This is a genomic window from Streptomyces sp. NPDC033270, from assembly GCF_055576575.1.
This window is the reverse complement of record NZ_JBVIRA010000014.1, coordinates 1-25,773: the sequence shown is the minus strand read 5'-3', so window position 1 is coordinate 25,773 and position 25,773 is coordinate 1. Positions and strand designations below refer to the sequence as shown.

Sequence of the window (25,773 nt, the reverse complement as noted above, 5' to 3'; positions counted from 1 at the left end):
CCGTCACCCCCCTCCCCCCCACCACCCCCCTTTCCACGTCTCACACCACCCCCCCGCCCCTCCCCCCCCTATCCCCCCCCCCCCCCCCCCCACACCCCCCCCCTTTCCCGTGGCCGCACGGCGCGGGACGCCGGGGCCGGGGCCGCGGTGTCAGCGGCCGCCGTCCTCCGGCCCGTCCTCCGGCTTCCCGCCGTCGGCGGAGTCCGCGTCGGTGGTGGGGCCCGGCGCGCCCGGGGACCCCTTGTCGCCGCCCGTGTCCTTCGGCTCCCGCGGCTCCTTGGACACCGGCCGCGGCGGCCGGGTGCGTCCGCTGGTGGTGTCGCGGAGGTAGGAGCTGTCGCGGCTGTCGCCGAGCCCGCCCTCGGACGCCACGCCGGGGCCGGCCTGCGGGTCGCGGCGGCGCAGATAGCGCTCGAACTCGCGGGCGATGGCCTCGCCGGACGCCTCCGGCAGATCCGCCGTGTCCCGGGCCTCCTCCAGCGACTGGACGTACTCGGCGACCTCGCTGTCCTCGGCCGCCAGTTGGTCCACGCCCAACTGCCAGGCGCGCGCGTCCTCGCTCAGCTCGCCGAGCGGGATGCTGATGTCCAGCAGATCCTCCAGGCGGTTGAGCAGGGCGAGGCTGGCCTTGGGGTTGGGCGGCTGGGAGACGTAGTGCGGCACCGCGGCCCACAGGCTCACCGCGGGGACGCCCGCGTGGGTGCACGCCTCCTGGAGGATGCCGACGATGCCCGTCGGGCCTTCGTAGCGCGACTCCTCCAGGTCCAGCCGGCGCGCGAGGTCCGCGTCGGAGGTGACCCCGCTGACCGGCACCGGGCGGGTGTGCGGGGTGTCGCCGAGCAGTGAGCCCAGCACCACCAGCATCTCCACGCCCAACTCATGGGCGAAACCGAGGATTTCGTTGCAGAACGAGCGCCAGCGCATGCTGGGCTCGATCCCGCGGACCAGGACCAGATCGCGCGCCCGCCCCTTGCCGTTCGCATCGCCGACGCGGACGACGGAGAGCCGGGTCGTCGGCCAGGTGATCTTGCGTACCCCGCCGTCCAGGAAGACGGTGGGGCGGTTCACCTGGAAGTCGTAGTAGTCCTCGGCGTCCAGTGCGGCGAAGACCTCGCCCTTCCACTCCCGGTCCAGATGTGCGACCGCGGCGGAGGCGGCGTCGCCGGCGTCGTTCCAGCCTTCGAACGCGGCCACCATGACCGGGTCGATCAGCTCGGGCACCCCCTCGAGCTCGATCACCCAGCGCCTCCTTCCGACCGGTTGGGCCGTGTGGGGGCGGCCGCCGGCAGCAGTTCCATTGCGTGCGTCACCAAGACTACGGCGTGTGTGGTGCCCCTCCGCAGCCCCTCTGCAAGAACCGGTGCTGATTCATCCGACCTGTCACCAGTGTCGTTCGCTCAACTTCCGTACGGGGTCTGGACGCAGTCTCGCGGGCGGGTCTATACATCGGATGACCGAGAAAGGTCCGATGTTCTTCTGCAACATCTCAGGGGGCATGCGCATGGCCGTGACCGACACCGTCACCGAGCTGGAGGTCCATGACGTCCGCTTCCCCACCTCGGAGCGGCTCGACGGCTCGGACGCCATGAACCCGGACCCCGACTACTCCGCCGCCTACGTGGTCCTGCACACCGACGGCGGGCCACCGGGACACGGCCTCTGCTTCACCATCGGCCGCGGCAACGATGTCATGGCCGCCGCGATCCGGTCGCTGGCGCCGTACGTCGTCGGCCGCCCCGTCCCCGCCACCCCCGCCGGCCTCGCCGCCCTGCACCACGACCTCACCCACGACTCGCAGCTGCGCTGGCTCGGCCCCGACAAGGGCGTGACGCAGATGGCGGCCGGCGCCGTGGTCAACGCCGCCTGGGACCTGGCCGCCGGCCGGGCGGGCCTGCCGGTGTGGGAGTACCTCGCCGGACTGACCCCCGAAGAGCTGGTCGCGCTCGTCGACTTCCGCTACCTCTCCGACGCCCTGACGCCCGACGAGGCACTGGCCCTCCTGCGCGCCGCCGAACCCGGCCGCGCCGAGCGCGCCGCCCGCCTCAAGGCCGAGGGCTACCCCGCGTACACCACCTCGCCCGGCTGGCTCGGCTACGACGACACCAAGCTGGTACGGCTCGCCAAGGAGGCGGTGGCCGACGGCTTCGGCCAGATCAAGCTGAAGGTCGGCGCCGACCTCGACGACGACAAGCGGCGGATGCGGCTGGCCAGGGACGCCGTCGGCCCCGGCGTACGGATCGCGGTCGACGCCAACCAGCGCTGGGACGTGGCCGAGGCGGTCCGCTGGATGACCGCCCTCGCGCCGTACACCCCGCACTGGATCGAGGAGCCGACCAGCCCGGACGACGTGCTGGGGCACGCCGCAGTGCGCTCCGGGCAGCCCGTGAAGGTCGCCACCGGTGAACACGTCGCCAACCGGGTGGTCTTCAAGCAGCTGCTGCAGGCCGGCGCCGTGGACTTCGTCCAGATCGACGCGGCGCGGGTGTCGGGGGTCAACGAGAACCTCGCGATCCTGCTGCTGGCCGCGAAGTACGGCGTGCCGGTCTGCCCGCACGCGGGCGGGGTGGGCCTGTGCGAGCTGGTGCAGCATCTGGCGATGTTCGACTACGTGGCGGTCTCGGGGAGTTGGGAGGACCGGGTCATCGAGTACGTCGACCATCTGCACGACCACTTCACCGACCCGGTCGTCCTCGACCGCGGCCGCTACCGCGCCCCGACCGCGCCCGGCTTCTCGGCCCGGATGAAGCCCGGCTCGATCGCCGCCCACCGCTTCCCCGACGGGCCCGTATGGCGCGCCCGCCGGCACGGCCGCGGCCAGCACGGACCGCATCCGCACCACGGCGAGCAGGAGGTCTCCGTATGAGCGAGCACAGCGAACTGTGCCCCGCCACCGGCGCCGCAGCGCGCACCGGCTCCCCGCCGGCCGACTTCGCGGGCATGGCCGCCCTCGTCACCGGCGGCGGCTCCGGCATCGGGGCGGCGACCGCCGCCCTGCTGCTGGCGCGCGGCGCCAGGGTCGCGGTGCTGGACCTGGACCCGGCCGGGGCGCCCGCCGGGACGGTCCCCGTCACGGCCGACGTCACCTCCGACGCCGCCGTACGGGCCGCCGTCGAGGAAGCCGTGGGGCGGCTGGGCGCCCTGGACACCCTGGTCGGCAACGCGGGCATCGGCGCCGTCGGCACCGTCGAGGACAACGACGACGCGCAGTGGAGCCGGGTCCTGGACGTGAACGTACTGGGCCTGGTGCGCACCGCGCGGGCCGCGCTGCCGTATCTGCGCCGCAGCGCCGCCGCGGTCCCCGGCCGGGCCTCCATCACCCACACCTGCTCCATCGCCGCCACCGCGGGCCTGCCCCAACGCGCCCTGTACAGCGCCAGCAAGGGCGCGGTGCTGTCGCTGACCCTCGCGATGGCCGCCGACCACGTCCGCGAGGGCATCCGCGTCAACTGCGTCAACCCGGGCACCGCCGACACCCCGTGGGTCGGCCGGCTGCTGGACCGGGCCGACGACCCGGCCGCCGAACGCGCCGCCCTCCACGCCCGCCAGCCCATGGGCCGCATGGTCACCGCCGGCGAAGTCGCCGCCGCCATCGCCTTCTTGGCCTCCCCGGCCGCCTCCGGCATCACCGGGACCGCCCTCGCCGTGGACGGGGGGATGCAGGGGCTGCGGCTGCGGCCCGCCACCTGACACCGGCTCGTCGACCCGCACCCCGGGTGGGGGCATTCCGCACACCGCGACCGAGGGACCACCATGAGACTGCGTACGACCGGCGCGGCGGCCTGTGCCGCGCTGCTCGCCACCGCCGCGCTCGCCGGCTGCAACCGCGGCGGCGACACCGCGGGCGGCCGGATCGGCATCGACCTGCCCCGCACGGACACCGACTTCTGGAACTCCTACCAGCAGTACCTCGAAAGGGACCTGGACCACGGCGGCCCGGCCGCGCTGCCGCTGTCCAACTCGCAGAACGACATCGCCAAGGTCGTCTCCAACGTCCAGGCGCTGACCGACCAGGGCGCCAGGGCGATCGTGATGGCCCCGCAGGACACCGGCGCCATCGCCGCCGAACTGCGGCGCCTGGAGGAGAAGAAGATCCCCGTGGTGAGCGTGGACACCCGACCCGACGAGGGCAGGGTCTACATGGTCGTCCGCGCCGACAACCGCGCCTACGGGGAGAAGTCCTGCGCGTACCTCGGCAGGCGGCTCGGCGGCCGGGGCCGGGTCGCCGAACTCCAGGGCGACCTCAGCTCCATCAACGGGCGGGACCGCTCCGCGGCCTTCGCGTCCTGCATGAAGCGGAGGTTCCCGAAGATCATCGTGCATGAGCTGGCCACCGACTGGAAGGGCGAGGTCGCCTCCGCCAAGCTGCAGAGCCTGCTCGCCCAGCACCCCGACATCGACGGCATCTACCTGCAGGCCGGCGGCGCCTTCCTGCGGCCGACCCTCGCCCTCCTGGAGCAGAAGAAGCTCCTGAAGCCGGCCGGCACCGCCGGGCACCTCACCATCGTCTCCAACGACGGCATACCGGACGAGCTGGACGCGATCCGCGCCGGCACGATCGACGCCACCCTCTCCCAGCCCGCCGACCTCTACGCCAAGTACGCGCTGTACTACGCCAAGGCGGGGCTGCGCGGAAAGACCTTCACGCCCGGACCGACCGGCCACGGCTCCACCATCGTGAAGATCGACAACGGCCTGGAGGACCAGCTGCCGGCACCCCTGGTCACCAAGGACAACGTCGACGACGAGAAGCTGTGGGCCAACCAGCTGGAGAAGAACACGTAGTGGCCGCCGCGACCCACGACCGGACGGCCGCCGTACACGCCGAGCACATCGTCAAGCGCTACGGTCCCACCGTCGCCCTCGACGGCGCCCACCTGACCGTACGGCCCGGCGAGGCGCACGCCCTCGTCGGCCGCAACGGCGCCGGCAAGTCCACCCTGGTGTCCGTGCTGACCGGCATGCAGCGCCCGGACGCCGGCCACGTCACCTTCGGTGGGGAGCCGGCGCCCGGCCGGGGCGACACCGCCGCCTGGCAGCGCAAGGTCGCCTGCGTCTACCAGAAGTCGATGACCGTGCCGGACCTGACCGTCGCGGAGAACCTCTACCTGGGCCGCTACCAGGGCGAGCGGGTCATCCGCTGGCGGGCGCTGCGCGAGCGGGCCGGCCGGCTGCTCGCCGAATACGGCGTCGAGGCCGACCCGGCCGCCCGGATCCGCGCACTCGGCGTCGAGCAGCGGCAGTTCGTGGAGATCGCCCGCGCGCTGTCCTTCGGCGCCCGGCTGATCGTCCTGGACGAACCCACCGCCCGCCTCGACGCCGGCGGCATCGACCGCCTCTTCGGCAAGCTGCGCTCCCTGCGCGCCCAGGGGGTGGCCTTCGTGTTCATCTCGCACCATCTGCAGGAGGTCTACGAGCTGTGCGACACCGTCACCGTCCTCCGTGACGCCCGGCATGTGCTGACCGCGCCCGTCCGGCACCTGGCGAAGGACGAGTTGGTGGCCGCGATGACGGGGGAGGCCGCGGGCGCGAGGCACCGGCCGCGGACGACCGGGCGCCGTGCCGGGGAACCGGTGCTGCGCACCGAAGGACTCGCGGTGGACGGGCACTTCGCGCCGCTGGACCTGACCGTACGGGCCGGTGAGGTGGTCGGGCTCGCGGGCGCCGCGGCCAGCGGGAACACCGCGATCGGCGAGACCCTGGCCGGGCTGCGCGCCCCGGACGCGGGCCGGATCGCGGTGCGCGGACGCCCGGTGCGTACCGGCAGCGTGCCGCACGCCCTCGACGCGGGCATCGGCTACGTCCCCGAGGACCGGCACCGCGAGGGGCTCGTCCCAGGGCGCAGCGTCGCCGAGAACGCCACCCTGACCGTCGCCGGCCGGCTGGGGCCGATGGGGACCGTACTGCCCTCCAGGACCCGCGAGTTCGCCCGCCGGATGATCGCCTCGCTGGACATCAGGACGACCGGACCCGGCCAGGTGGTGTCCGGGCTCTCCGGCGGCAATCAGCAGAAGGTCGTGATCGCCCGTGCGCTGGCCCGCGACCCGGCGGTGCTGGTCGCCGTCCGGCCCACCAACGGAGTGGACGTCAGGTCCAAGGACGCGCTGCTGGGCGTCGTACGTCAGGTCGCGGACGGCGGCAGCGGTGTCGTGCTGGTCTCCGACGAGCTGGATGATCTGCGGGTCTGCGACCGGGTGCTGGCCGTCTTCCACGGCCGGGTGACCGCCGAGTTCGGCCGCGGCTGGCACGACCGTGAACTGGTCGCCGCCATGGAGGGCGTGGGCGGCGAAGGCGGCCGGCGGACCACCGGGGACGGCGCCCAGGAGACCACCCAGGACACGGAAGGGACCGCACCATGACCGAGACCGTCTCGCCACCGGCCGGCGACGTGGCGGGCACCCCGCCGGTGCGCCGCCGGCCCCGGATCGATCCGGCCCGCTGGCGGGACTTCTCCCTGGTGCCGGTGATCCTCGTGCTGGGCGTCATCGGCTTCGTCGTCTCGCCGGCGTTCCTGACCCGGGACAACCTCGTCGGCGTCGTCCAGCAGTCCACGGAGCTGGGCCTGCTGGTGCTCGGCGAGGCGCTGGTCCTGATCAGCGGGCGGATGGACCTGTCGCTGGAGTCCACCATCGGCCTGGCGCCGGTGCTCGCGCTGTGGCTGGTGATGCCCGCGCACGGCGCCCGGTTCGCCGGGCTGGAGCTGCTCCCCGCCTGGACGGCGATCCCGCTGTGCCTGGCCGTGGGCGCGGCGGTCGGCGCCGCCAACGGCTTCCTCGTCCTCACCCTCCGGGTCAACGGATTCATCGCCACCCTCGGCATGCTCACCATGCTGCGCGGCCTGCAAGTGGGCATCTCCGAGGGCCGGTCCATCGGCGACGTCCCGGAGTCCTTCGCCTATCTGGGCAAGGCCGACTGGCTGGGTGTGCCGGCCGCCGTCTGGATCTGCCTCGCCCTCTTCGCGCTCGGCGGCGCGGCCCTGGGCTACCTCCGGCACGGCCGGGCGCTGTACGCGATCGGCGGCAACCCGGAGGCGGCCCGCGCGGCAGGCGTACGGGTGGACCGGATCACCTGGATCGTGCTGGCCGTCGGCGGGGTGCTCGCCGCCTTCGCGGGCATCCTCTACACCGGGCACTACGGCGCGGTCTCCGCGAGCCAGGGCAACGGCTGGATCTTCCAGGTGTTCGCCGCCGCGGTGATCGGCGGCATCAGCCTCAAGGGCGGCCGGGGCACCCTCTTCGGCGCGCTCACCGGTGTCCTGACCCTCCAGCTGGTCATCAACGTCATGACGCTGGGCGGCGTGCCCCCGCTGTGGACCCAGTTCCTCAACGGCATGATCATCATCGTCGCGCTGGTCATCTCCCGCTTCACCAGCGGCGAGAAGCAGGACTGAGGGGGACGCCGCCATGCGCCCTCCGCCGTACGGGCCCAGGGAGCTGGGGCGCTCCGGGGTCCGCGTCCCGCCCCTGGGCCTGGGCTGCGCACCGCTCGGCAACCTCTACCGCGCCCTTGAGGAGAAGCAGGCCCAGGGCGTCGTACGTACCGCTCTCGCCGCCGGCGCCCGCTACTTCGACACCGCACCCCACTACGGCCTCGGTCTGTCCGAGGAGCGGCTCGGCCGGGCGCTACGGGGCCACGACCGCGCCACCTACACCCTCTCCACCAAGGTCGGCCGCAGGCTGCGGCCGCTCGCGCCGGGCGAGCGGACGGCCGGTGAGGGCTTCGTGGACACCCCCGCCCGGGCCCGCGCATGGGACTTCACCCGGGACGGCATCCGGGCCACGCTGGAGGCCTCCCTGGAGCGCCTCGGCGTGGACGCCGTCGACATCGTCTATCTGCACGATGTCGAGGACCATCTGCGCGAGGTGTACGAGACTGGCTTCCCGGCCCTGGCCGCACTGCGCGCGCAGGGGATCGTGCGCGCCATCGGGTTCGGCATGAACCACAGCGGGGTGCTGGCCCGCCTGGTCGCCGACCTCGACGTGGACGTGGTGCTCTGCGCCGGCCGCTGGACGCTGCTGGAGCGCACCGCCCTCGACGATCTGCTGCCGGTGTGCGCACGGCGCGGCACCTCGGTGGTCGTCGGCGGGGTCTACAACTCCGGCCTGCTCGCCGACCCGTCACCCGGCGCGCCGTACGACTACGCCCCCGCGCCTGCCGGGTTGCTCGTCCGGGCACGTCGACTCGCCGCGGTCTGCGACCGGTTCGAGGTGCCGCTGAAGGCCGCCGCGCTCCGCTTCCCCTTCGGGCACCGGGCCGTGGCCGCGGCCGTCGTCGGCGCCGCCACACCCCGGGAGATGGCCGAGAACGCCGCCCTGTTCACCCGGGACATCCCCGACGAGCTGTGGCATACGCTCGTCGCCCGCGGCCTGCTCGACCCCGATCTGCCGCTGCCCCTGAACGAGTGACGCCGACCCGGGAGCGCGCCCCTGATGCGTATCGACGCCCATCACCACCTGTGGGACCTGACCCGGCGCGAGCAGCCGTGGATGGACGGGCCCTGGGCCGACCCGATCCGCCGCAGCTACGCACTGGGCGACCTCACCCCGCATCTGACCGAGCACGGCGTCGGCGGCACCATCCTGGTCCAGTCGTCGTCCTGCTACGAGGAGACCGCCGAACTGCTCGCCGTCGGGGCGGACCAGGGGCCGGTGGCGGGCGTCGTCGGCTGGGCCGATCTGACCGATCCGGCGCTCGGCGAGGTCCTCGCCGAGCCGCCCGCCGGTCTGGTCGGCATCCGCCACCAGGTCCAGGACGAACCGGACCCCGACTGGCTCATCCGCCCCGACGTGCTGCGCGGCCTGGGCGTGCTGGCCGACGCCGGACTCGTCTACGACCTGCTGGTCACCCCGCGCGAGATGCCGGCCGCGCACACCGCCGTACGCGCGCTGCCGCAGCTGTCCTTCGTCCTGGACCATGCCGCGAAACCGGCGGTGGCGCGGGGGGAGTGGCAGCCGTGGGCGGCCGCGATCACCGCGCTGGCCGGGCTGCCGAACGTCAGCTGCAAACTGTCCGGGCTGGTCACCGAGGCCGACTGGGACGCCTGGCGACCGCAGCAGATCCTGCCCTACGCCCGGCATGTGCTGGAGGCGTTCGGCCCCGACCGGGTGATGTTCGGCTCCGACTGGCCGGTGTGCACCCTGGCCGCCGGCTACGAGGACGTCGTCGCGCTCGCGGAGTCGGTCACCTGCCGGCTCGGCGCGGCGGAGCGCTCGGCCGTCTTCGGGGGGACGGCGGGGCGGGTGTACGGGGTCACGGTGGCATAGCCGCGGGGGAGGGACGGGCCCGCGGCCGGGGCGCGGGCGCCGGGCTCCACGGGCCGCCGGGTCGCCGTCCGGATTCCGCCAGCTTCGGATCCGGCCGGGCCGCAGGATCGAGTCGTACCGGAGAGCGCGGCGCCCCGAAGGATCTACGGGTCCACGGGCGCCGGGCGACTCCACCGACCGAGACGAGAGCGACGGGTGACGACGATGACGGCACAGGTGATGGCGCGGACGAAGACCGCGGCGGCGCAGGGCGGCAGCCGGCCGCTCACCGGCAAGGTGGCGCTGGTGACCGGCGGCAGCCGGGGGATCGGCGAGGCGATCGGGCTGCGGCTGGCCGCCGACGGAGCGGCCGTGGCCCTGACCTACCAGAGCCGGGCGGACCGGGCCGAGCAGGTCGTCAAGGAGATCGAGCGGTCCGGCGGGCGGGCCTGGGCGGTACGGGCCGACAGCGGTGACGCGGAGGAGGTGTGGGCCTCGGTGGCCGGCGCCGTCGAGCGGTTCGGGCGGCTGGACATCCTGGTGAACAACGCGGGGGTCGGTGTGCTCGGGCCGTTCGAGGGGATCTCGCTGGAGGACGTCGACCGGGTGCTGCGCACCAACGTCCGGGCGCCGTTCCTCGCGGCGCAGGCCGCGGCCGCGCATCTGGCCGAGGGCGGGCGGATCATCTCCATCGGCAGCTGCATGGCGGAGCGGGTCGCCTTTCCCGGCGGCACCCTCTACGCCACCAGCAAGGCCGCGCTCACCGGCCTGACCAAGACCCTGGCCAAGGAGCTCGGACCGCGGGGCATCACCGCGAACCTCGTCCACCCCGGCCCCATCGACACCGACATGAACCCGGCCGACGGCGACAGCGCGGAGCTGCAGGCCTCCCTGACCGCGCTGGGCGCGTACGGCCGGGCCGAGGACGTCGCGGCGACCGTGGCCCACCTGGCGGGCGACGGCGGGCGCTACATCACGGGTGCCTCGATCGCGGTGGACGGGGGATTCGCGGTCTGACGCGGCCGCGCGGGCCGGGGGCCCGGCTCACGTCACAGGGACGCCCGCAGCCACTGCTCCACGCTGGCGATGTGCACCGTGGCCCAGGCCCGCGCCGCCTCCGCGTCCCGGTCGCGCAGCGCGGCGAGGATCGCGCGGTGTTCGGTGAGGGTGCGGGCCACCGCGTCCTTCTGGGTCAGCCCGCGCCAGATCCTGGCGCGGGTGGTCGGCCCGGACAGCCCGTCCAGCAGCGAGCAGAGCACGGAGTTGCCGGACGCCGCGACGATCCCGCGGTGGAACTCCAGATCGCAGGCGACCAGGTCCTCCACCGAAGGGTCCGGCCCCAGCGCGTCCAACTGGGCCTGGAGCGCGTCCAGTTCCTCCGTCGCGATCCGGCCGGCCGCCATCGCCGTGGCGGCCGGCTCCAGGATCCGGCGGACGGCGAGGAACTCCAGCACCGTGTCGTCGCGGTGGAAGTCCACCACGAAACTCATCGCCTCCAGCAGGAGTTGCGGATCGAGGCTGGTGACGTAGGTGCCGTCGCCCTGGCGTACGTCCAGGATGCGGATGAGGGAGAGCGCGCGCACCGCCTCGCGCAGCGAGTTGCGGGACAGGCCCAGCTCGGCCGCCAGCTCGCTCTCCTTCGGCAGCCGGTCGCCGGGCCGCAGCGCGCCGGAGAGGATCATTCCCTTGATCTTCTCGATGGCCTCGTCGGTGACCGCCATGCCGACCTCCCCGTTCGTCTCCGCCCGGTCGTCCGCGCCGACGACCCCACAGCTGCCCGCTCAGATATGCCGCTCAGACATCCGATGTCTGGCCATTATGGCCTGCCGCGCCGTCCCCAGCCGCTCTCGTACGCCGCCCAGTCCTCCTCCGTGGCCGTGAAATCGACGTACAGCGCCGTACCGAACCGCCGGCGGCCCGGATCCTCGCGGCTCAGCCCCAGTCGTATGCCCCGCACGGCGGCCCGCACCGTTTCCGCCGACGCGTGATGGCCCATGTCGTCGGTGTGGAAGAACGGCAGCCCCATCAGCAGATCGGTGCGCGGCCCGGTCGCCTCCAGCGCCAGCCGGGTCTGCTGCGCCACATAGCCGCCGTACAGACCCTCGGTCGGCAGGGCGGTGTCGTACGACATCAGCGCGATCTGGTCGACGCGGCGCGCCACCTGGCCGAAGAACCGCTGGGATATCCACTTGGGGTGGCCGGTCACCGCCCCGGTGACCGTGTGCAGCCCCGGCAGCGGATCGATCTGATGGACCGCCACGGACAGGATCCCGCCCCGGTCGTGGACGGCGGGCCCGAGCCGGTCCAGCAGCCGCAGGTAGTCGGGGTTGTCGGAGTGCAGCGGCTCGACGTCCAGATGGACCCCGGCGAAGCCGTCCGACAGCACCTGGCGGGCGCTGGCCACGATCGCCGCGCGGGCCGAGGCGTCCGCCAGCCGCAGCCCGCCCCGCTTGCCCTTCTCGTACACCAGCCGGTCGCCCAGCCAGGCGTGCACCCGCACCGACGGCAGCTCGCGGTGCACCGCGGCGATCAGCCACCGCGCCCGCGGGTAGGCCCTGCGGGCCGGCGGCAGGGTGCCGTCGTGCTCCAACGGCCCGGCGTGCACGTACAGATCGCGGATTCCGGTGCCCTCGATCCGCCGCCGCAGCGCGGCCACATCGGAGGCGTCCCGCCGCCCGTCCACCCAGGCGTGCCCGAGCCAGAAGGCGTCCCGTCCCCGCGTCGTGGTCTCGGGGGCGGCCGCCCCCGCGTACTGGGCGCGCAGCGCCGTCACCGCCAGCGTCACCGGCAGCACGACCAGCACCGCGACCGCCCAGGCCGTCCACTTCCCCGCGCGCCGCCATCGTCGCCGAACCATCGCCCATCCCCCCGTTGATGTTTCCGGTGCACATCATGGCAGCAGCCACTGACAGTGACCGCGCGCCGGGGCCCCGCACCCGCCCCGGCCTGCGACGGCACGCGAAAACGACGGTGGGGCGGCCCTCATGGACCGCCCCACCGTCACCGAACGTACGACGCCCGGGAGGGACCTCGGCCGCCCGTCGGCCGCCGAGGTCCGCCCGCTGCCGGCGTCAGCCCGCCAGCATGTCCTTGACCTTGGCCCGGACGTCCTCCGTGTCCAGTCCGCGGATCATCAGGGTCGTACGGCGGCGCAGCACGTCGTCGACCGTCTCGGCCCACTCGTTGTCCCGGGCGTAGGCGACCTGCGCCCAGATCTCCGGCGCGTCCGGGTGGATGCGCTCGGCCAGTGCCGGGTTGTCGTTCGCCAGCCGGGCGATGTCGAAGGAGAGCGAACCGTAGTGGGTGGCCAGGTGCCGCGCGGTCTCCGGGGCCATCCGCGGACCCGGCGTGCCGCCGTCGACGAGCAGCCGGTGCGCGACCGCGTTGGGGTTGGCGATACCGGGCAGCGGGAGCTTCTTCGGCAGGTGCGCGATCGGCTCCATGTCGTCGGCCAGGGGGTGGCCGGGCAGCTCGGCGAGCTTGTTCATGACCGTACGGCCGATGTGCCGGAAGGTCGTCCACTTGCCGCCGGCGACCGACAGCATGCCGCCGCTGCCCTCGGTGACGACCGTCTCGCGCTTGGCCTTGGAGGTGTCGCCCGGGCCACCGGGCAGCACCCGCAGGCCCGCGAAGGAGTAGGTGATCAGGTCACGGGACAGCTGCTGGTCGCGGATGGAGAAGGCGGCCTCGTCCAGGATCTGGGCGGTGTCCTTCTCGTTGACCGCGACGTCCGCCGGGTCGCCCTCGTACTCCTCGTCCGTGGTGCCCAGCAGCAGCATGTCCTCCCAGGGGAGGGCGAAGGTGATGCGGTACTTGTCGATCGGGGTCGCCAGCGCCGCCTTCCAGGGAGCGGTGCGCTTGAGGACCAGGTGCGCGCCCTTCGACAGCCGGATGGAGGGGGCCGCGTTGGGGTCCTCCATCTTGCGCAGGTGGTCCACCCACGGGCCGGTGGCGTTGAGCACCAGGCGGGCGTTGACGCCGAACTCCTGGCCGTCCAGCCGGTCCTTGAGCTCCGCGCCGGTGACCCGGCCCTGGGTGAAGCGCAGACCGCTCACCTCGGCGTGGTTGAGGACCGTGGCGCCGGCCGCGACCGCCGCACGGACCGTCATCAGGGCCATCCGGGAGTCGTTCATCTGGTCGTCGCCGTACACGGCCACGGCCTTGAGGTTGTCCGTACGCAGCTCCGGAACGTCGCGCTGCGCCTTGGCCGGAGATATGACGTGGCCGACCCCGTCGCCGAACGCGGACAGCGCGGAGTAGGCGAAGACGCCCGCGCCGAGCTTGGCCGCGCCGTGCGGACCGCCCTTGTAGACGGGCAGGTAGAAGGTCAGGGGGTTGGCGAGGTGCGGTGCGACCTCACGGGAGACCGCACGCCGCTCGAAGTGGTTCTCCGCCACCAGCTTCACCGCGCCGGTCTGCAGGTAGCGCAGGCCGCCGTGCAGCAGCTTGGAGGAGGCGGAGGAGGTGGCGCCGGCGAAGTCGCCGGCGTCCACCAGGGCCACCCGCAGCCCGGCCTGTGCGGCGTGCCAGGCAGTGGAGATGCCCAGGATGCCGCCGCCGATCACCAGGAGGTCGTACGTCGCCTTGGACAGCTGCTCCCGGGTTTCGGCGCGGCTCGCGTGCGAACCGTGGGCCGGGTGCGTCCCCAGTGCCGGGACGCTCTGCAGGGTGCTCATGATGTGCTCCTCGTCAGCTCTCGTCGTCGTCGAGCCAGCCCATGGTCCGCTCGACCGCCTTGAGCCAGCTCTTGTATTCGCGGTCACGGGTGGCCGCTTCCATGCGGGGGGTCCATTCGGCGGCCCGGCGCCAGTTGGCGCGCAGCTCGTCGGTGCTGGACCAGAAGCCGACGGCCAGTCCGGCCGCGTAGGCAGCGCCGAGGCAGGTGGTCTCGGCGACCATCGGGCGCACCACAGGGGCGTCCAGGAAGTCCGAGATCGTCTGCATCAGCAGGTTGTTGGAGGTCATACCGCCGTCGACCTTGAGCGCGGTCAGGTCGACGCCGGAGTCCTTGGTCATGGCGTCGGTGATCTCGCGGGTCTGCCAGGCGGTGGCCTCGAGCACGGCACGCGCGATGTGCGCCTTGGTGACGTAGCGGGTCAGGCCCGCGATGACACCGCGGGCGTCCGAGCGCCAGTAGGGGGCGAACAGGCCGGAGAAGGCCGGGACGAAGTAGGCGCCGCCGTTGTCCTCGACCGTGCTGGCGAGGGTCTCGATCTCGGCCGCGCTGTTGATGAGCCCCATCTGGTCGCGCATCCACTGCACCAGCGAACCGGTGACGGCGATGGAGCCTTCCAGGGCGTAGACCGGCTGCTCGTCGCCGATGCGGTAACCGACGGTCGTCAGCAGCCCGTTGTAGGAGTTGACCGGCTCGTGCCCGGTGTTCATCAGCATGAAGGTGCCGGTGCCGTAGGTGGACTTGGCCTCGCCCTGGGCGAAGCAGGTCTGGCCGAAGAGCGCGGCCTGCTGGTCGCCGAGCGCGGAGGCCACCGGGACGCCGGCGAGCACACCGCCCGCGGAGTGGCCGTAGACCTCGGCCGAGGACCTGATCTCCGGCAGCAGGGCGGCCGGAATGTCCATCGACTGAAGGATCTTGTCGTCCCACGCCAGGGTGTGCAGGTTCATCAGCATGGTGCGCGAGGCGTTGGTGACGTCGGTGACGTGGTGGCCGCCGTTGACACCGCCGGTCAGGTTCCAGATGACCCAGGAGTCCATGGTGCCGAAGAGGATGTCGCCGGCTTCGGCGCGCTCGCGCAGGCCCTCGACGTTGTCGAGCAGCCAGCGGATCTTCGGGCCGGCGAAGTACGACGCCAGCGGCAGACCGGTCTCCCGGCGGAAGCGGTCCTGGCCGACGTTGCGGCCGAGTTCCTTGCAGAGCGCGTCGGTGCGGGTGTCCTGCCAGACGATGGCGTTGTGGACCGGCTCACCGGTGTTCTTGTCCCAAAGGACGGTGGTCTCGCGCTGGTTGGTGATGCCGATGGCCTTGACGTCGGCGGCGGTGATGCCCGCCTTCTCGACGGCGCTGTCGACGACCTGCTGGACGTTGGTCCAGATCTCCGCGGCGTCGTGCTCGACCCAGCCCGGCTTCGGGAAGATCTGCTCGTGCTCCTTCTGGTCGACCGAGACGATCCGGCCGTCCTTGTCGAAGACGATGCAGCGGCTGGACGTCGTGCCCTGGTCGATGGCCGCGATGAAGGGCCCATGGCCGTGGGAGGCGGTGGTGTGGGTGTCGCTCATGGTGTGCTCCAAGAAGTCTGTGCGGGCGGCGGGGCGGCGGGGCGGTCAGGCGGCTCAGGCGAACGCCAGCTGGTAGATGCCCCCGGCGATGGCCCCGCCGATCAGCGGGCCGACGACCGGAATCCAGGCGTAGCCCCAGTCTGAACCGCCCTTGTTCGGCAGCGGCAGAAGCGCGTGCACGATGCGCGGACCGAGGTCGCGGACCGGGTTGATGGCGTATCCGGTCGGGCCGCCCAGCGACAGACCGATGCCGACGACGACCAGCGCCACGATCAGCGTGCCGATCACGCCGACGCCCTTGCCGTTGTCGCTCAGGCCGAGCGTGAGGATCGAGAGCACCAGCACGACGGTGGCGATGATCTCGGTGGCCAGGTTCTGCGCGACATTGCGGATCTCGGGGCCGGTGGAGAAGATCCCGAGCACCGGGCCCGCCTTGGGAGCGGCCTTCGGGTCGACCAGGCCCTCCTCGCTGGAGTGGTCCGCCAGCACCTCGGGGTCGGTCAGATGCGCTCGGAACTGTCCGTAGTAGACGATCCACACCAGCACCGCGCCGATCATGGCGCCGAGCAGCTCGCCGGCCAGGTAGACCGGCACCTGGCTCCACTCGATGCCGCCCTTGATGGCGAGGCCGAGTGTGACGGCGGGGTTGAGGTGTGCGCCGGACTTCGCGGCGATGTAGGCACCCGTGAGGACGGCGAAGCCCCACCCGAAGGTGATGGCGACCCATCCGGCGTTGAACGCCTTGGAGCGCTTGAACGTAACGGCGGCGCAGACGCCGCCACCCATCAAAAGCAGAACAGCGGTACCGATGGTCTCGCTGATGAAGATGTCGGAGCTGGACACCCGCGACTCCTTTGTCCTTCGTCCAGGGGAAGGCGAACCCCGGGTCCCTCCGGTGGTCCGCACCCTCCGAGAGGGCGGTGGTCGGTCCCGCGGCAATGCTCACCATAGCGAATATTGTCGTTAGGTGTTCGACAATGCCGACCGACGAACGGCAGTTTTGTTCACCGTAAGAACCCCGTCAAGGGTTCGTTGGCCAAAAACTTAGGTGAACTTAACGGGTAAAACCGGTCAGAATCGCCCTGCACCAAGATCACGGGACACCGCGCGTGCGCAATCCCTCACAGCAGCGACGATTTCCGGCCGCAGTTCGCCGTCGCGGCACAGTCGCTCCACCGCGCCCGTGACGCCCACCGCGCCCACCGGCATCCGCCGCCGGTCGTGGATCGGCGCGGCCACCGAGGCCACCCCCTCCCAGGTCTCCTCCACGTCCGCCGCCCAGCCGCGCGCCCGGGTCAGATCGAGCAGGCCCTCGAAGTCCCCCAGCCCGGTCACCGTGCGCGGCGTGAACGCCTTCCGGTCCGCCTCGACCACCTCGCTGTGCGCCACCGGGTCGTAGGCGGAGAGCACCTTGCCCAGCGCCGTGCTGTGCAGCGGGTGCATCGCCCCCACCTCCAGCACCTGCCGGCTGTCGTCCGGGCGGAAGACGTGGTGCACGATCAGCGCGCCCTGCTGGTGCAGCACGCCCAGGTAGACCGCCTCGCCACTGGAGCGGGCAAGGTCGTCGGTCCACACCAGGGCGCGGGCCCGCAGCTCGTGCACGTCCAGGTAGCTGTTGCCCAGCCGCAGCAGCTCCGCGCCCAGCTGATAGCGGCCCGAGACGGCGTCCTGTTCGACGAAGCCCTCCTGCTGTAGCGTGCGCAGGATCCCGTGGGCGGTGCCCTTGGCCAGTCCCAGGGAGGAGGAGATGTCGGACAGCCCCAGCCGCCGCTCCCCCCCTGCGAGCAGCCGCAGCATCGCGGCGGCGCGCTCCAGTGACTGGATGGTCCGTGCCATCGGGCAACCTCCGAGGTATGCGGTTCGACAATGCTGAACGATATCGGCCCATGCCGACTTCGGTCAGCGAACCTGCTGTTCTTTGTGAGCGAACCGGAGTCTGCCAACGATCGCGGATAGTGCACGACAGGGGGGTGGTGCCGTGCTGTCCACGGCGTGAAACGGGGAACACGTGTACCGGACCGGCAGCTACGCTGGCCGGGTGCGCCCTCTCAAGGAGGGTGCAAAGCCGACAGCCGTCGCAACCACGGGAGCATCTCCATGGCCTCGAACACGCCATCGCCCATCAGCACATCCCGCGTCGAATCCCTCCGCGAGGCACTCGCCACGCGGGTGGTCGTCGCGGATGGAGCTATGGGCACCATGCTGCAGGCGCAGGATCCGACCATGGAGGACTTCCAGCAGCTGGAGGGCTGCAACGAGATCCTCAACGTCACCCGGCCCGACATCGTGCGCTCGGTGCACGAGGAGTACTTCGCGGTCGGCGTCGACTGTGTGGAGACCAACACCTTCGGCGCGAACTTCGCCGCCATGGCGGAGTACGACATCCCCGAGCGGGTCTTCGAGCTGTCCGAGGCCGGCGCCCGGATCGCCCGCGAGGTCGCCGACGAGTTCACCGCCTCCACCGGCCAGCAGCGCTACGTCCTCGGCTCCATGGGCCCCGGCACCAAGCTGCCCACTCTCGGTCACGCCCCCTACGTCACGCTGCGCGACGCCTACCAGCAGAACGCCGAGGGCATGATCGCCGGCGGCGCGGACGCGCTGCTGGTGGAGACCACCCAGGACCTGCTGCAGACCAAGGCCGCCATCCTGGGCGCCCGCCGCGCCCTGGAGGCGACCGGGACGAACCTCCCGGTGATCTGCTCGGTCACCGTCGAGACCACCGGCACCATGCTCCTCGGCTCCGAGATCGGCGCCGCGCTGACCGCCCTGGAGCCGCTGGGCATCGACATGATCGGCCTGAACTGCGCCACCGGCCCGGCCGAGATGAGCGAGCACCTGCGCTATCTGTCCCGCCACTCCCGCGTCCCGCTCGCCTGCATGCCCAACGCGGGCCTGCCGGTGCTGGGCAAGAACGGCGCCCACTACCCCCTCACGCCCGGCGAGCTGGCCGACGCCCAGGAGACCTTCGTCGCCGACTACGGCCTGGCGCTGGTCGGCGGCTGCTGCGGTACCACGCCGGAGCACCTGCGACAGGTCGTCGAGCGGGTGCGCGGCGTCACCCCGTCGACCCGCCAGGTGCGCCCCGAGCCGGGCGCCGCCTCCCTCTACCAGAGCGTGCCCTTCCGCCAGGACACCTCGTACATGGCGATCGGCGAGCGCACCAACGCCAACGGCTCGAAGAAGTTCCGCGAGGCGATGCTGGAGGGCCGCTGGGACGACTGTGTGGAGATGGCCCGCGACCAGATCCGCGAGGGCGCCCACATGCTCGACCTGTGCGTCGACTACGTCGGCCGGGACGGCGTCGCCGACATGGAGGAGCTGGCCGGGCGGTTCGCCACCGCCTCCACCCTGCCCATCGTGCTGGACTCCACGGAGCTGAACGTCATCCAGGCCGGCCTGGAGAAGCTCGGTGGCCGCGCGGTCATCAACTCCGTCAACTACGAGGACGGCGACGGCCCCGAGTCGCGCTTCGCGAAGGTCACCGCGCTGGCCGCCGAGCACGGCGCGGCGCTGATCGCGCTGACCATCGACGAGGAGGGCCAGGCCCGCAGCGTCGAGCACAAGGTGGCCGTGGCCGAGCGGCTGATCGCCGACCTGACCGGCAACTGGGGCATCCGTGAGTGCGACATCCTCATCGACTGCCTGACCTTCACCATCTGCACCGGCCAGGAGGAGTCCCGCAAGGACGGCATCCACACCATCGAGGCCATCCGGGAGCTGAAGAAGCGCCACCCCGAGGTCCAGACCACCCTGGGCCTGTCGAACATCTCCTTCGGCCTCAACCCGGCCGCCCGCATCGTGCTCAACTCCGTCTTCCTCGACGAGTGCGTCAAGGCCGGCCTGGACTCGGCCATCGTGCACGCCTCGAAGATCCTGCCGATCGCCCGGCTGGAGGAGGAGCAGGTCCAGGTCGCCCTCGACCTGGTCTACGACCGGCGCAGCGAGGGCTACGACCCGCTGCAGAAGCTGATGGAGCTGTTCGAGGGCGCCACCGCCAAGTCCCTGAAGGCCGGCAAGGCCGAGGAGCTGGCCGCCCTCCCCCTGGAGGAGCGCCTCCAGCGGCGCATCATCGACGGTGAGAAGAACGGCCTGGAGGCCGACCTCGACGAGGCACTCAAGGACCGCCCCGCCCTCGACATCGTCAACGACACCCTCCTGGAGGGCATGAAGGTCGTCGGCGAGCTGTTCGGCTCCGGGCAGATGCAGCTGCCGTTCGTGCTGCAGTCCGCCGAGGTCATGAAGACCGCGGTGGCCCACCTGGAGCCGCACATGGAGAAGTCCGACGACGAGGGCAAGGGCACCATCGTGCTGGCCACCGTCCGCGGCGACGTCCACGACATCGGCAAGAACCTCGTCGACATCATCCTGTCCAACAACGGCTACAACGTCGTCAACCTCGGCATCAAGCAGCCGGTCTCGGCCATTCTGGAGGCCGCCGAGGAGCACAAGGCCGATGTCATCGGGATGTCCGGACTCCTGGTCAAGTCCACGGTGATCATGAAGGAGAACCTGGAGGAGCTCAACCAGCGCAAGATGGCGGCCGACTTCCCCGTCATCCTGGGCGGCGCGGCCCTCACCCGCGCCTACGTCGAGCAGGACCTGCACGAGATCTACGAGGGCGAGGTCCGCTACGCCCGGGACGCGTTCGAGGGCCTGCGGCTGATGGACGCCCTGATCGCCGTCAAGCGCGGCGTGCCGGGCGCCGCCCTCCCCGAGCTCAAGCAGCGCCGGGTCCCCAAGCGGGACACCGCCGTCCTGGAGGTCCAGGAGCCCGAGGGCGCGGTGCGCTCCGACGTCGCCGTCGACAACCCCGTGCCCACCCCGCCGTTCTGGGGCACCCGCGTCATCAAGGGCATCCAGCTCAAGGAGTACGCCTCCTGGCTGGACGAGGGCGCGCTCTTCAAGGGGCAGTGGGGCCTGAAGCAGGCGCGTACGGGCGAAGGCCCGACGTATGAGGAGCTGGTGGAGACCGAGGGCCGCCCCCGGCTGCGCGGCTGGCTCGACAAGCTGCAGACCGAGAACCTCCTGGAAGCCGCCGTCGTGCACGGCTACTTCCCCTGCGTGTCCAAGGGCGAGGACCTGATCCTGCTGCACGAGGACGGCACCGAGCGCACCCGCTTCACCTTCCCGCGGCAGCGCCGCGGCCGGCGGCTGTGCCTGGCGGACTACTTCCGCCCCGAGGAGTCCGGCGAGACCGATGTCGTCGGACTGCAGGTCGTCACCGTCGGCTCCAAGATCGGCGGCGCCACCGCCGAGCTGTTCGAGGCCAACTCCTACCGCGACTACCTCGAACTGCACGGCCTGTCCGTCCAGTTGGCCGAGGCGCTGGCCGAGTACTGGCACGCCCGGGTCCGGGCCGAGCTGGGCTTCGGCGGCGAGGACCCCGACGACGTCGAGGACATGTTCGCGCTCAAGTACCGCGGTGCGCGCTTCTCCCTGGGCTACGGGGCCTGCCCCGACCTGGAGGACCGCGCGAAGATCGCCGACCTCCTGCGGCCGGAGCGGATCGGCGTCGAGCTGTCCGAGGAGTTCCAGCTCCACCCGGAGCAGTCCACCGACGCCATCGTGATCCACCACCCGGAGGCCAAGTACTTCAACGCGCGGTAGGAAGCGGTAGTCAGCAGTAGGCGCACGACAACGCCGCGTAGCGGGTCAGGGCCGTCCGGATCTCCCCGACGGCCCTGACCTGTGTCACCACGCATTCCGGCGCACACCGTCGTACACTGGTCGGTCCGGTAGCGGCCGGTCGTTTCCCCCCAGCCGGGGATGACGACCGGCCCTTTCGTCCCTTCGGGGACAGTGGCAGTGGAGGTGGACGGATGACCAGCAGCATCCCCGCAGTCGGCACCCGAACGGCCGAAGCCGCGACCCTCCAGGCCGTGTTCCTGGACCTGGACGGCACCCTCGTCGACACCGAGGGGTTCTGGTGGGAGGCGGAGGCCCAGGTCTTCGCCGAGCTGGGCCACATCCTGGACGACACCCACCGCGAGGTGGTGGTCGGCGGCCCGATGACGCGCAGCGCCAACTACCTGATCCAGGTCACCGGCGTCGACATCAGCCTGCCCGAACTCAGCGTGCTGCTCAATGCCGCGTTCCTGTCCCGGATCCAGCGGGGCGTGCCGCTGATGCCGGGCGCCCGCAGGCTGCTCGCCGAGCTGGCCGCCCACGGCGTTCCCACGGCGCTGGTCACCGCCTCGCACCGCGCCATCGTCGATCAGATGCTGCACTCGCTCGGCGCGGAGAACTTCCGGCTGACGCTCGCGGGCGACGACCTGGCGCGCACCAAGCCGCACCCCGACCCGTATCTGACGGCCGCCGCGCGGCTGGGCGCGGACCCCGCGCGCTGCGCCGTCGTCGAGGACACCCTGACCGGTGTGGCGGCCGGGGAGGCGGCCGGCTGCCCGGTCGTCGCGGTGCCCTCGGTGACACCGATCCCGCCGGCCGTCGGCCGTACGGTCGTCCGCTCGCTGGAAGAAGTCGATCTGCCATTTCTCCGGGCGCTCATCACGGAAAGCCGTGACGGCGTGCACTGAGCGTGTCACCGGGAAAGCCCGACGGAACTGAGGGCAGCGGCCCGCTCATTTTCCGTGACGAATACACTGACCGAATGGGTGCATCGCCACGGCTCCTTGAACGCGTGACGTTTCTCACGTTCCTGGCCGTCGACAGCGGGCCCGGCAGGTGCTCCAGGGGCCCTCTTCGGTGGTTCCTACGGGGGTAAGTGTCCGGATTGGTGGAGCAACGCGCGAAACGTTCCGCCGTCCGAATATCGACCACCCCGCATCGCTATCCAGGTGCCATATCGTTTCAACTCCTTTGTGTCTCAGCGCGGCTGGCCGTTCCTACTAATGTCGTCGCGAGCAACACTGCTGCGCTGATAAGGAACCTGCCCACGATGAATCGCAAGACCCTGGTGCTGCCGGCGCTGGCCGGTCTACTAGCCCCCGTTCTCGCCGCCTGTGGAAGCACCGACGGCGCGGGCGAAGGCGGCGATCCGATCGTCGTGGGCGTGGCCACGCCCATCGAGGCCACCAAGGCGGCCCCGGCGCCCCTCGACCCGGCCCAGGCCTACGACATCGACGCCTGGAACGTGCTGCAGGGCACCCTCCAGACGCTGCTGCGGCTGCCGCGCAGCGGCACCGCGCCGGTGCCCGAGGCGGCCTCGTCCTGCGGGTTCCGCGACACCCAGAACGAGCAGTTCCGCTGCACGCTGCGCAGCGGCCTGAAGTTTTCGAACGGGCATGCCCTCACGGCGCAGGACGTCAAGTTCTCCATCGAGCGCATGAAGACCATCGACAACACCAATGGTCCGGTGTCGCTGCTCGAGGGCATCGACAAGGTCGAGACGCCCAGTGACACCGAGGTGGTCTTCCACCTCAACAAGCCCGACGCCACCTTCCCGCAGAAGCTCACCACGCCCGCGGCGGCCATCGTCGACCCCGAGGTGTACCCCAAGGGCCGCCTCTACAGCGGCTTCGACGTGGTCGGCTCCGGCCCGTACACCCTCAAGATCGAGCGCAGCGGCAACCGCGTCACCAAGGCCGTCTTCACCCAGAACCCCGACTACAAGGGCGCGGTGAAGGTGAAGAACGCCAAGGTCGAGATGCGCTTCTTCACCGACTCCGCGGCCACGGAGCGGGCGCTGCGCAAGGGCACCGTCGACGTGATGAACCGCGGCCTGTCGCCCGACCAGGTCAGGCGGCTGGAGAAGGCCCGCGACCAGCACATCGCGCTGCAGGAGATGCCCGGCCAGGAGATTCGCTACCTCGCCTTCAACACCAAGGACCCGGTCGTCTCCAACAAGGCCGTGCGGCAGGCGATGGCGCAGCTCATCAACCGCTCGGACCTGGTGCGCAACGTCTACTCCTACACCGGCGACCCGCTCTTCTCGATGGTCCCCACCGGCCTCACCGGCCACATCAACTCGTTCTTCAACAAGTACGGGAACCCCAACGCCGCGGCCGCCCGCAAGACCCTGCGGCAGGCCAACATCACCACCCCGGTGAAGTTCACCCTGACGTACACCACGGGCCACTACGGCTCCAGCACCGTCAAGGAGGTCCGGGCGCTGCAGGGCCAGCTGAACCGCACCAAGCTGTTCGACGTCAGCATCAAGGGTGTCGACAGCTGGCAGCAGTTCCGCACCGACTCGCTGGACGGCAAGTACAGCGTCTACAACATGGGCTGGTTCCCCGACATCCCGGACGCCGACAACTACGTCGCGCCGTTCATCGGCAAGCAGAACTTCCTCGGCTCCCCGTACCGCAACTCCAAGATCGAGTCCCAGCTGATCCCGTCCAGTCGCCAGCAGTCCGACCGCAACGCCGCCGCGGCCGACTTCAAGCAGGCGCAGGACATCATCGCCGAGGACGTACCGCTCCTCCCGCTCTGGCAGGGCAAGCAGTACGTCGCCGCCCGCGATGACATCACCGGCATCGAGTGGGCCCTCAACTCCTCCTCGACGCTGCAGATCTGGGAGCTCGGTCGCGGCGTCGCCGACTGAGCCGGCGGATCCGCACCACACCGCACAACCCCCGCCGCGGCCTTTTCCGCCGCGGCCTGACAGGCACCACCCAGATCGTGAGGACTTTTAGTGAGGAAGCGTGACCAGTGGCTGGCCGCCCCGATCGGAGCGGGGCTGGCAACAGCTCTGCTCGCGCTCGCCGGGTGCGGCACGGACGACTCGGGAGCGGCCGGCACCGGCGAGCCCGTGGTCATGGGAATGACGGACAAGGTCGTGGCCACCGACCCCGCAGCCGGTTACGACCCCGGGTCGTGGCTGTTGTTCAACAACGTCTTCCAGTCCCTGCTGAGCTTCCCCAAGGGCGGCACCACCCCCGAGCCGGAGGCGGCCAAGAGCTGCTCCTTCACCGACACCGACAGCAAGGTCTACCGCTGCACCCTCAAGGACGGCCTGACCTTCAGCAACGGTGACGCGCTGACGTCCAAGGACGTCAAGTACTCCTTCGACCGCACCAAGCGCATCAAGGACAAGAACGGCCCCGCCGTGATGTTCTCCGCCCTGGAGAAGGTCGAGACGCCGGACGCCAAGACCGTGGTCTTCCGCCTGAAGACGCCCGACGCCACCTTCCCCATGAAGATCGCCTCGGGTGCCGGCTCCATCGTCGACCACGCCCAGTACCCCGCCGACCGGCTCCGTACCGACGGCAAGGCCACCGGCTCCGGTGTCTACACCCTCAAGCAGTACAGCCGCGAGCAGGCCGTCTTCTCCGTCAACGACTCCTACAAGGGCCCGGCGAAGGTCAAGAACTCCGGGATGACCGTGAAGTTCTTCAACGCCCCCGAGAAGCTCAAGAAGGCCGTCCAGAGCGGTGACGTCGACCTCGCCTACCGAGGCCTGTCCATGAAGGACATCGCTCACCTCGACAGCGCCTCCCTGCACCAGCAGCACGGCACCAAGGTCATCGAGGGCGGCAGCGCCGAGGTGATGCACCTGGTCTTCAACGTCAAGGACCCGGTCGCCGGCAAGCTGGGCGTCCGCAAGGCGATCGCCTACCTCCTGGACCGCTCCACGCTCGTCCGGGACGTCTACCAGCGCACCGCCGAGCCGCTCTACTCGGTCGTCCCGGCCGGCATCACCGGCCACAACACCTCCTTCTTCAACACCTACGGCGACCGTCCGCAGCCCGACAAGGCCAAGGCCGCGCTGCGTTCCGCGGGCCTCACCGGCAAGGTGCCGCTCACGCTGTGGGCCACCCCCGACCGCTTCGGGCCGGGCACCGTCCCCGCCTTCCAGGAGATCGCCCAACAGCTCAACGCCAGCGGCCTGTTCGACGCCAAGGTGCGCTCGGTGCCCACCGAGGACTACGACAAGGGCGTACGCGACGGCCGGTTCGGCGTCTACGTCAAGGGCTGGGTCCCCGACTACCCGGACCCCGACAACTTCACCCAGCCGTTCTTCGGCAAGGACAGCGTGCTGTCCAACAACTACAGCTCCTCCGACATCACCGGCCGGCTGCTGCCCAAGACGGCCGACCAGCAGGACCGCGCCGCCACCAAGGCCGCGTTCCGGGAGCTGCAGGACATCGTCGCCAAGGACGTGCCGATCATCCCGATCTGGCAGGGCAAGCAGTACGCGGTCGCCCGTGACGGCGTCACCGGCCTCGAATGGACCCTGGACTCCTCGACCGTCTTCCGGTTCTGGGAGATCAGCAAGTCCACCGTCGCCTGACCGGACGCCACCCACACGGCGGGGGGGGGGGGGGGGGGGGGGGGGGGGGGGGGGGGGGGGGGGGGGGGGGGGGGGGGGGGGGGGGGGGGGGGGGGGGGGGGGGGGGGG

The 25,773-nt window shown here is 71.4% G+C and carries 19 protein-coding genes; 12 read left to right on the top strand and 7 right to left on the bottom strand.

Annotation, left to right across the window (positions count from 1 at the left end):
* Positions 1 to 150 precede the first annotated feature (150 nt).
* Positions 151 to 1,239: a PAC2 family protein gene (locus tag ACZ5XZ_RS20340; protein WP_468979888.1), complete on the bottom strand. Its 1,089-nt coding sequence runs from the start codon at positions 1,237 to 1,239 to the stop codon at positions 151 to 153.
* 268 nt (positions 1,240 to 1,507) lie between these two features.
* On the opposite strand from ACZ5XZ_RS20340, the gene ACZ5XZ_RS20335 reads away from it, so the two are divergent.
* The 8 genes from ACZ5XZ_RS20335 (at position 1,508) to ACZ5XZ_RS20300 (ending at position 10,256) form a co-directional block, all read left to right on the top strand.
* Positions 1,508 to 2,863 (top strand): enolase C-terminal domain-like protein, encoded by a 1,356-nt coding sequence (locus tag ACZ5XZ_RS20335; protein WP_468980176.1) that lies wholly within the window; start codon positions 1,508 to 1,510, stop codon positions 2,861 to 2,863.
* Positions 2,864 to 2,937: 74 nt separating this feature from the next.
* Positions 2,938 to 3,687: an SDR family NAD(P)-dependent oxidoreductase gene (locus ACZ5XZ_RS20330; protein WP_468980173.1), complete on the top strand. Its 750-nt coding sequence runs from the start codon at positions 2,938 to 2,940 to the stop codon at positions 3,685 to 3,687.
* 63 nt (positions 3,688 to 3,750) lie between these two features.
* Complete coding sequence (locus ACZ5XZ_RS20325) at positions 3,751 to 4,782, top strand: sugar ABC transporter substrate-binding protein (RefSeq protein ID WP_468979886.1); 1,032 nt, start codon at positions 3,751 to 3,753, stop codon at positions 4,780 to 4,782.
* Entirely contained in the window at positions 4,782 to 6,356 is a 1,575-nt protein-coding gene (locus ACZ5XZ_RS20320) for a sugar ABC transporter ATP-binding protein (RefSeq protein WP_468979884.1), read from the top strand. Before ACZ5XZ_RS20325 ends, ACZ5XZ_RS20320 begins: the two co-directional genes overlap by 1 nt.
* Complete coding sequence (locus ACZ5XZ_RS20315) at positions 6,353 to 7,387, top strand: ABC transporter permease (protein WP_468979883.1); 1,035 nt, start codon at positions 6,353 to 6,355, stop codon at positions 7,385 to 7,387. Before ACZ5XZ_RS20320 ends, ACZ5XZ_RS20315 begins: the two co-directional genes overlap by 4 nt.
* Positions 7,388 to 7,400: 13 nt before the next feature.
* Positions 7,401 to 8,402, top strand: coding sequence for an aldo/keto reductase (locus ACZ5XZ_RS20310; protein WP_468979880.1), 1,002 nt, complete (start codon positions 7,401 to 7,403; stop codon positions 8,400 to 8,402).
* A gap of 24 nt (positions 8,403 to 8,426) precedes the next feature.
* Positions 8,427 to 9,260: an amidohydrolase family protein gene (locus ACZ5XZ_RS20305; protein ID WP_468979877.1), complete on the top strand. Its 834-nt coding sequence runs from the start codon at positions 8,427 to 8,429 to the stop codon at positions 9,258 to 9,260.
* A gap of 204 nt (positions 9,261 to 9,464) precedes the next feature.
* Positions 9,465 to 10,256 (top strand): SDR family oxidoreductase, encoded by a 792-nt coding sequence (locus ACZ5XZ_RS20300; protein WP_468979876.1) that lies wholly within the window; start codon positions 9,465 to 9,467, stop codon positions 10,254 to 10,256.
* A 32-nt stretch (positions 10,257 to 10,288) separates the two neighbouring features.
* Here ACZ5XZ_RS20300 and ACZ5XZ_RS20295 read toward each other — a convergent pair whose 3' ends face one another.
* The 6 genes from ACZ5XZ_RS20295 to ACZ5XZ_RS20270 form a co-directional block, all read right to left on the bottom strand.
* Complete coding sequence (locus ACZ5XZ_RS20295) at positions 10,289 to 10,960, bottom strand: FadR/GntR family transcriptional regulator (RefSeq protein WP_468979874.1); 672 nt, start codon at positions 10,958 to 10,960, stop codon at positions 10,289 to 10,291.
* Between the two features lie 95 nt (positions 10,961 to 11,055).
* The gene (locus ACZ5XZ_RS20290; RefSeq protein WP_468979872.1) at positions 11,056 to 12,096 is read right to left on the bottom strand and encodes a glycoside hydrolase family 18 protein; all 1,041 of its coding nucleotides are present in this window, start codon (positions 12,094 to 12,096) and stop codon (positions 11,056 to 11,058) included.
* 214 nt (positions 12,097 to 12,310) lie between these two features.
* Positions 12,311 to 13,915: a glycerol-3-phosphate dehydrogenase/oxidase gene (locus ACZ5XZ_RS20285; RefSeq protein ID WP_468979869.1), complete on the bottom strand. Its 1,605-nt coding sequence runs from the start codon at positions 13,913 to 13,915 to the stop codon at positions 12,311 to 12,313.
* Between the two features lie 13 nt (positions 13,916 to 13,928).
* Positions 13,929 to 15,473: a glycerol kinase GlpK gene (gene glpK, locus ACZ5XZ_RS20280; protein WP_468979867.1), complete on the bottom strand. Its 1,545-nt coding sequence runs from the start codon at positions 15,471 to 15,473 to the stop codon at positions 13,929 to 13,931.
* A 54-nt stretch (positions 15,474 to 15,527) separates the two neighbouring features.
* Entirely contained in the window at positions 15,528 to 16,316 is a 789-nt protein-coding gene (locus ACZ5XZ_RS20275; RefSeq protein WP_468979865.1) for an MIP/aquaporin family protein, read from the bottom strand.
* A 228-nt stretch (positions 16,317 to 16,544) separates the two neighbouring features.
* Entirely contained in the window at positions 16,545 to 17,309 is a 765-nt protein-coding gene (locus tag ACZ5XZ_RS20270) for an IclR family transcriptional regulator (protein ID WP_468979862.1), read from the bottom strand.
* 261 nt (positions 17,310 to 17,570) lie between these two features.
* Here ACZ5XZ_RS20270 and metH point away from each other — a divergent pair, with 261 nt between their 5' ends.
* The 4 genes from metH (at position 17,571) to ACZ5XZ_RS20250 (ending at position 25,665) form a co-directional block, all read left to right on the top strand.
* Positions 17,571 to 21,080 carry a methionine synthase gene (metH, locus tag ACZ5XZ_RS20265; RefSeq protein WP_468979860.1) on the top strand — a complete coding sequence of 1,170 codons (3,510 nt, stop codon included), beginning with the start codon at positions 17,571 to 17,573 and terminating at the stop codon, positions 21,078 to 21,080.
* A 212-nt stretch (positions 21,081 to 21,292) separates the two neighbouring features.
* Positions 21,293 to 22,006 (top strand): HAD family hydrolase, encoded by a 714-nt coding sequence (locus ACZ5XZ_RS20260; protein ID WP_468979858.1) that lies wholly within the window; start codon positions 21,293 to 21,295, stop codon positions 22,004 to 22,006.
* Between the two features lie 362 nt (positions 22,007 to 22,368).
* Positions 22,369 to 23,976: an ABC transporter substrate-binding protein gene (locus ACZ5XZ_RS20255; protein ID WP_468979855.1), complete on the top strand. Its 1,608-nt coding sequence runs from the start codon at positions 22,369 to 22,371 to the stop codon at positions 23,974 to 23,976.
* Positions 23,977 to 24,066: 90 nt separating this feature from the next.
* Complete coding sequence (locus ACZ5XZ_RS20250) at positions 24,067 to 25,665, top strand: ABC transporter substrate-binding protein (protein ID WP_468979853.1); 1,599 nt, start codon at positions 24,067 to 24,069, stop codon at positions 25,663 to 25,665.
* The last annotated feature ends 108 nt before the right edge of the window (positions 25,666 to 25,773 follow it).

Coding starts and splice junctions, on each gene's coding strand:
- ACZ5XZ_RS20300 (WP_468979876.1), top strand. CDS start 9,465: ATGACGGCACAGGTGATGGCGCGGACGAAGACCGCGGCGGCGCAGGGC.
- ACZ5XZ_RS20305 (WP_468979877.1), top strand. CDS start 8,427: ATGCGTATCGACGCCCATCACCACCTGTGGGACCTGACCCGGCGCGAG.
- ACZ5XZ_RS20260 (WP_468979858.1), top strand. CDS start 21,293: ATGACCAGCAGCATCCCCGCAGTCGGCACCCGAACGGCCGAAGCCGCG.
- ACZ5XZ_RS20270 (WP_468979862.1), bottom strand. CDS start 17,309: ATGGCACGGACCATCCAGTCACTGGAGCGCGCCGCCGCGATGCTGCGG.
- ACZ5XZ_RS20255 (WP_468979855.1), top strand. CDS start 22,369: ATGAATCGCAAGACCCTGGTGCTGCCGGCGCTGGCCGGTCTACTAGCC.
- metH (WP_468979860.1), top strand. CDS start 17,571: ATGGCCTCGAACACGCCATCGCCCATCAGCACATCCCGCGTCGAATCC.
- ACZ5XZ_RS20295 (WP_468979874.1), bottom strand. CDS start 10,960: ATGGCGGTCACCGACGAGGCCATCGAGAAGATCAAGGGAATGATCCTC.
- ACZ5XZ_RS20330 (WP_468980173.1), top strand. CDS start 2,938: ATGGCCGCCCTCGTCACCGGCGGCGGCTCCGGCATCGGGGCGGCGACC.
- ACZ5XZ_RS20315 (WP_468979883.1), top strand. CDS start 6,353: ATGACCGAGACCGTCTCGCCACCGGCCGGCGACGTGGCGGGCACCCCG.
- ACZ5XZ_RS20310 (WP_468979880.1), top strand. CDS start 7,401: ATGCGCCCTCCGCCGTACGGGCCCAGGGAGCTGGGGCGCTCCGGGGTC.
- ACZ5XZ_RS20325 (WP_468979886.1), top strand. CDS start 3,751: ATGAGACTGCGTACGACCGGCGCGGCGGCCTGTGCCGCGCTGCTCGCC.
- ACZ5XZ_RS20290 (WP_468979872.1), bottom strand. CDS start 12,096: ATGGTTCGGCGACGATGGCGGCGCGCGGGGAAGTGGACGGCCTGGGCG.
- glpK (WP_468979867.1), bottom strand. CDS start 15,473: ATGAGCGACACCCACACCACCGCCTCCCACGGCCATGGGCCCTTCATC.
- ACZ5XZ_RS20285 (WP_468979869.1), bottom strand. CDS start 13,915: ATGAGCACCCTGCAGAGCGTCCCGGCACTGGGGACGCACCCGGCCCAC.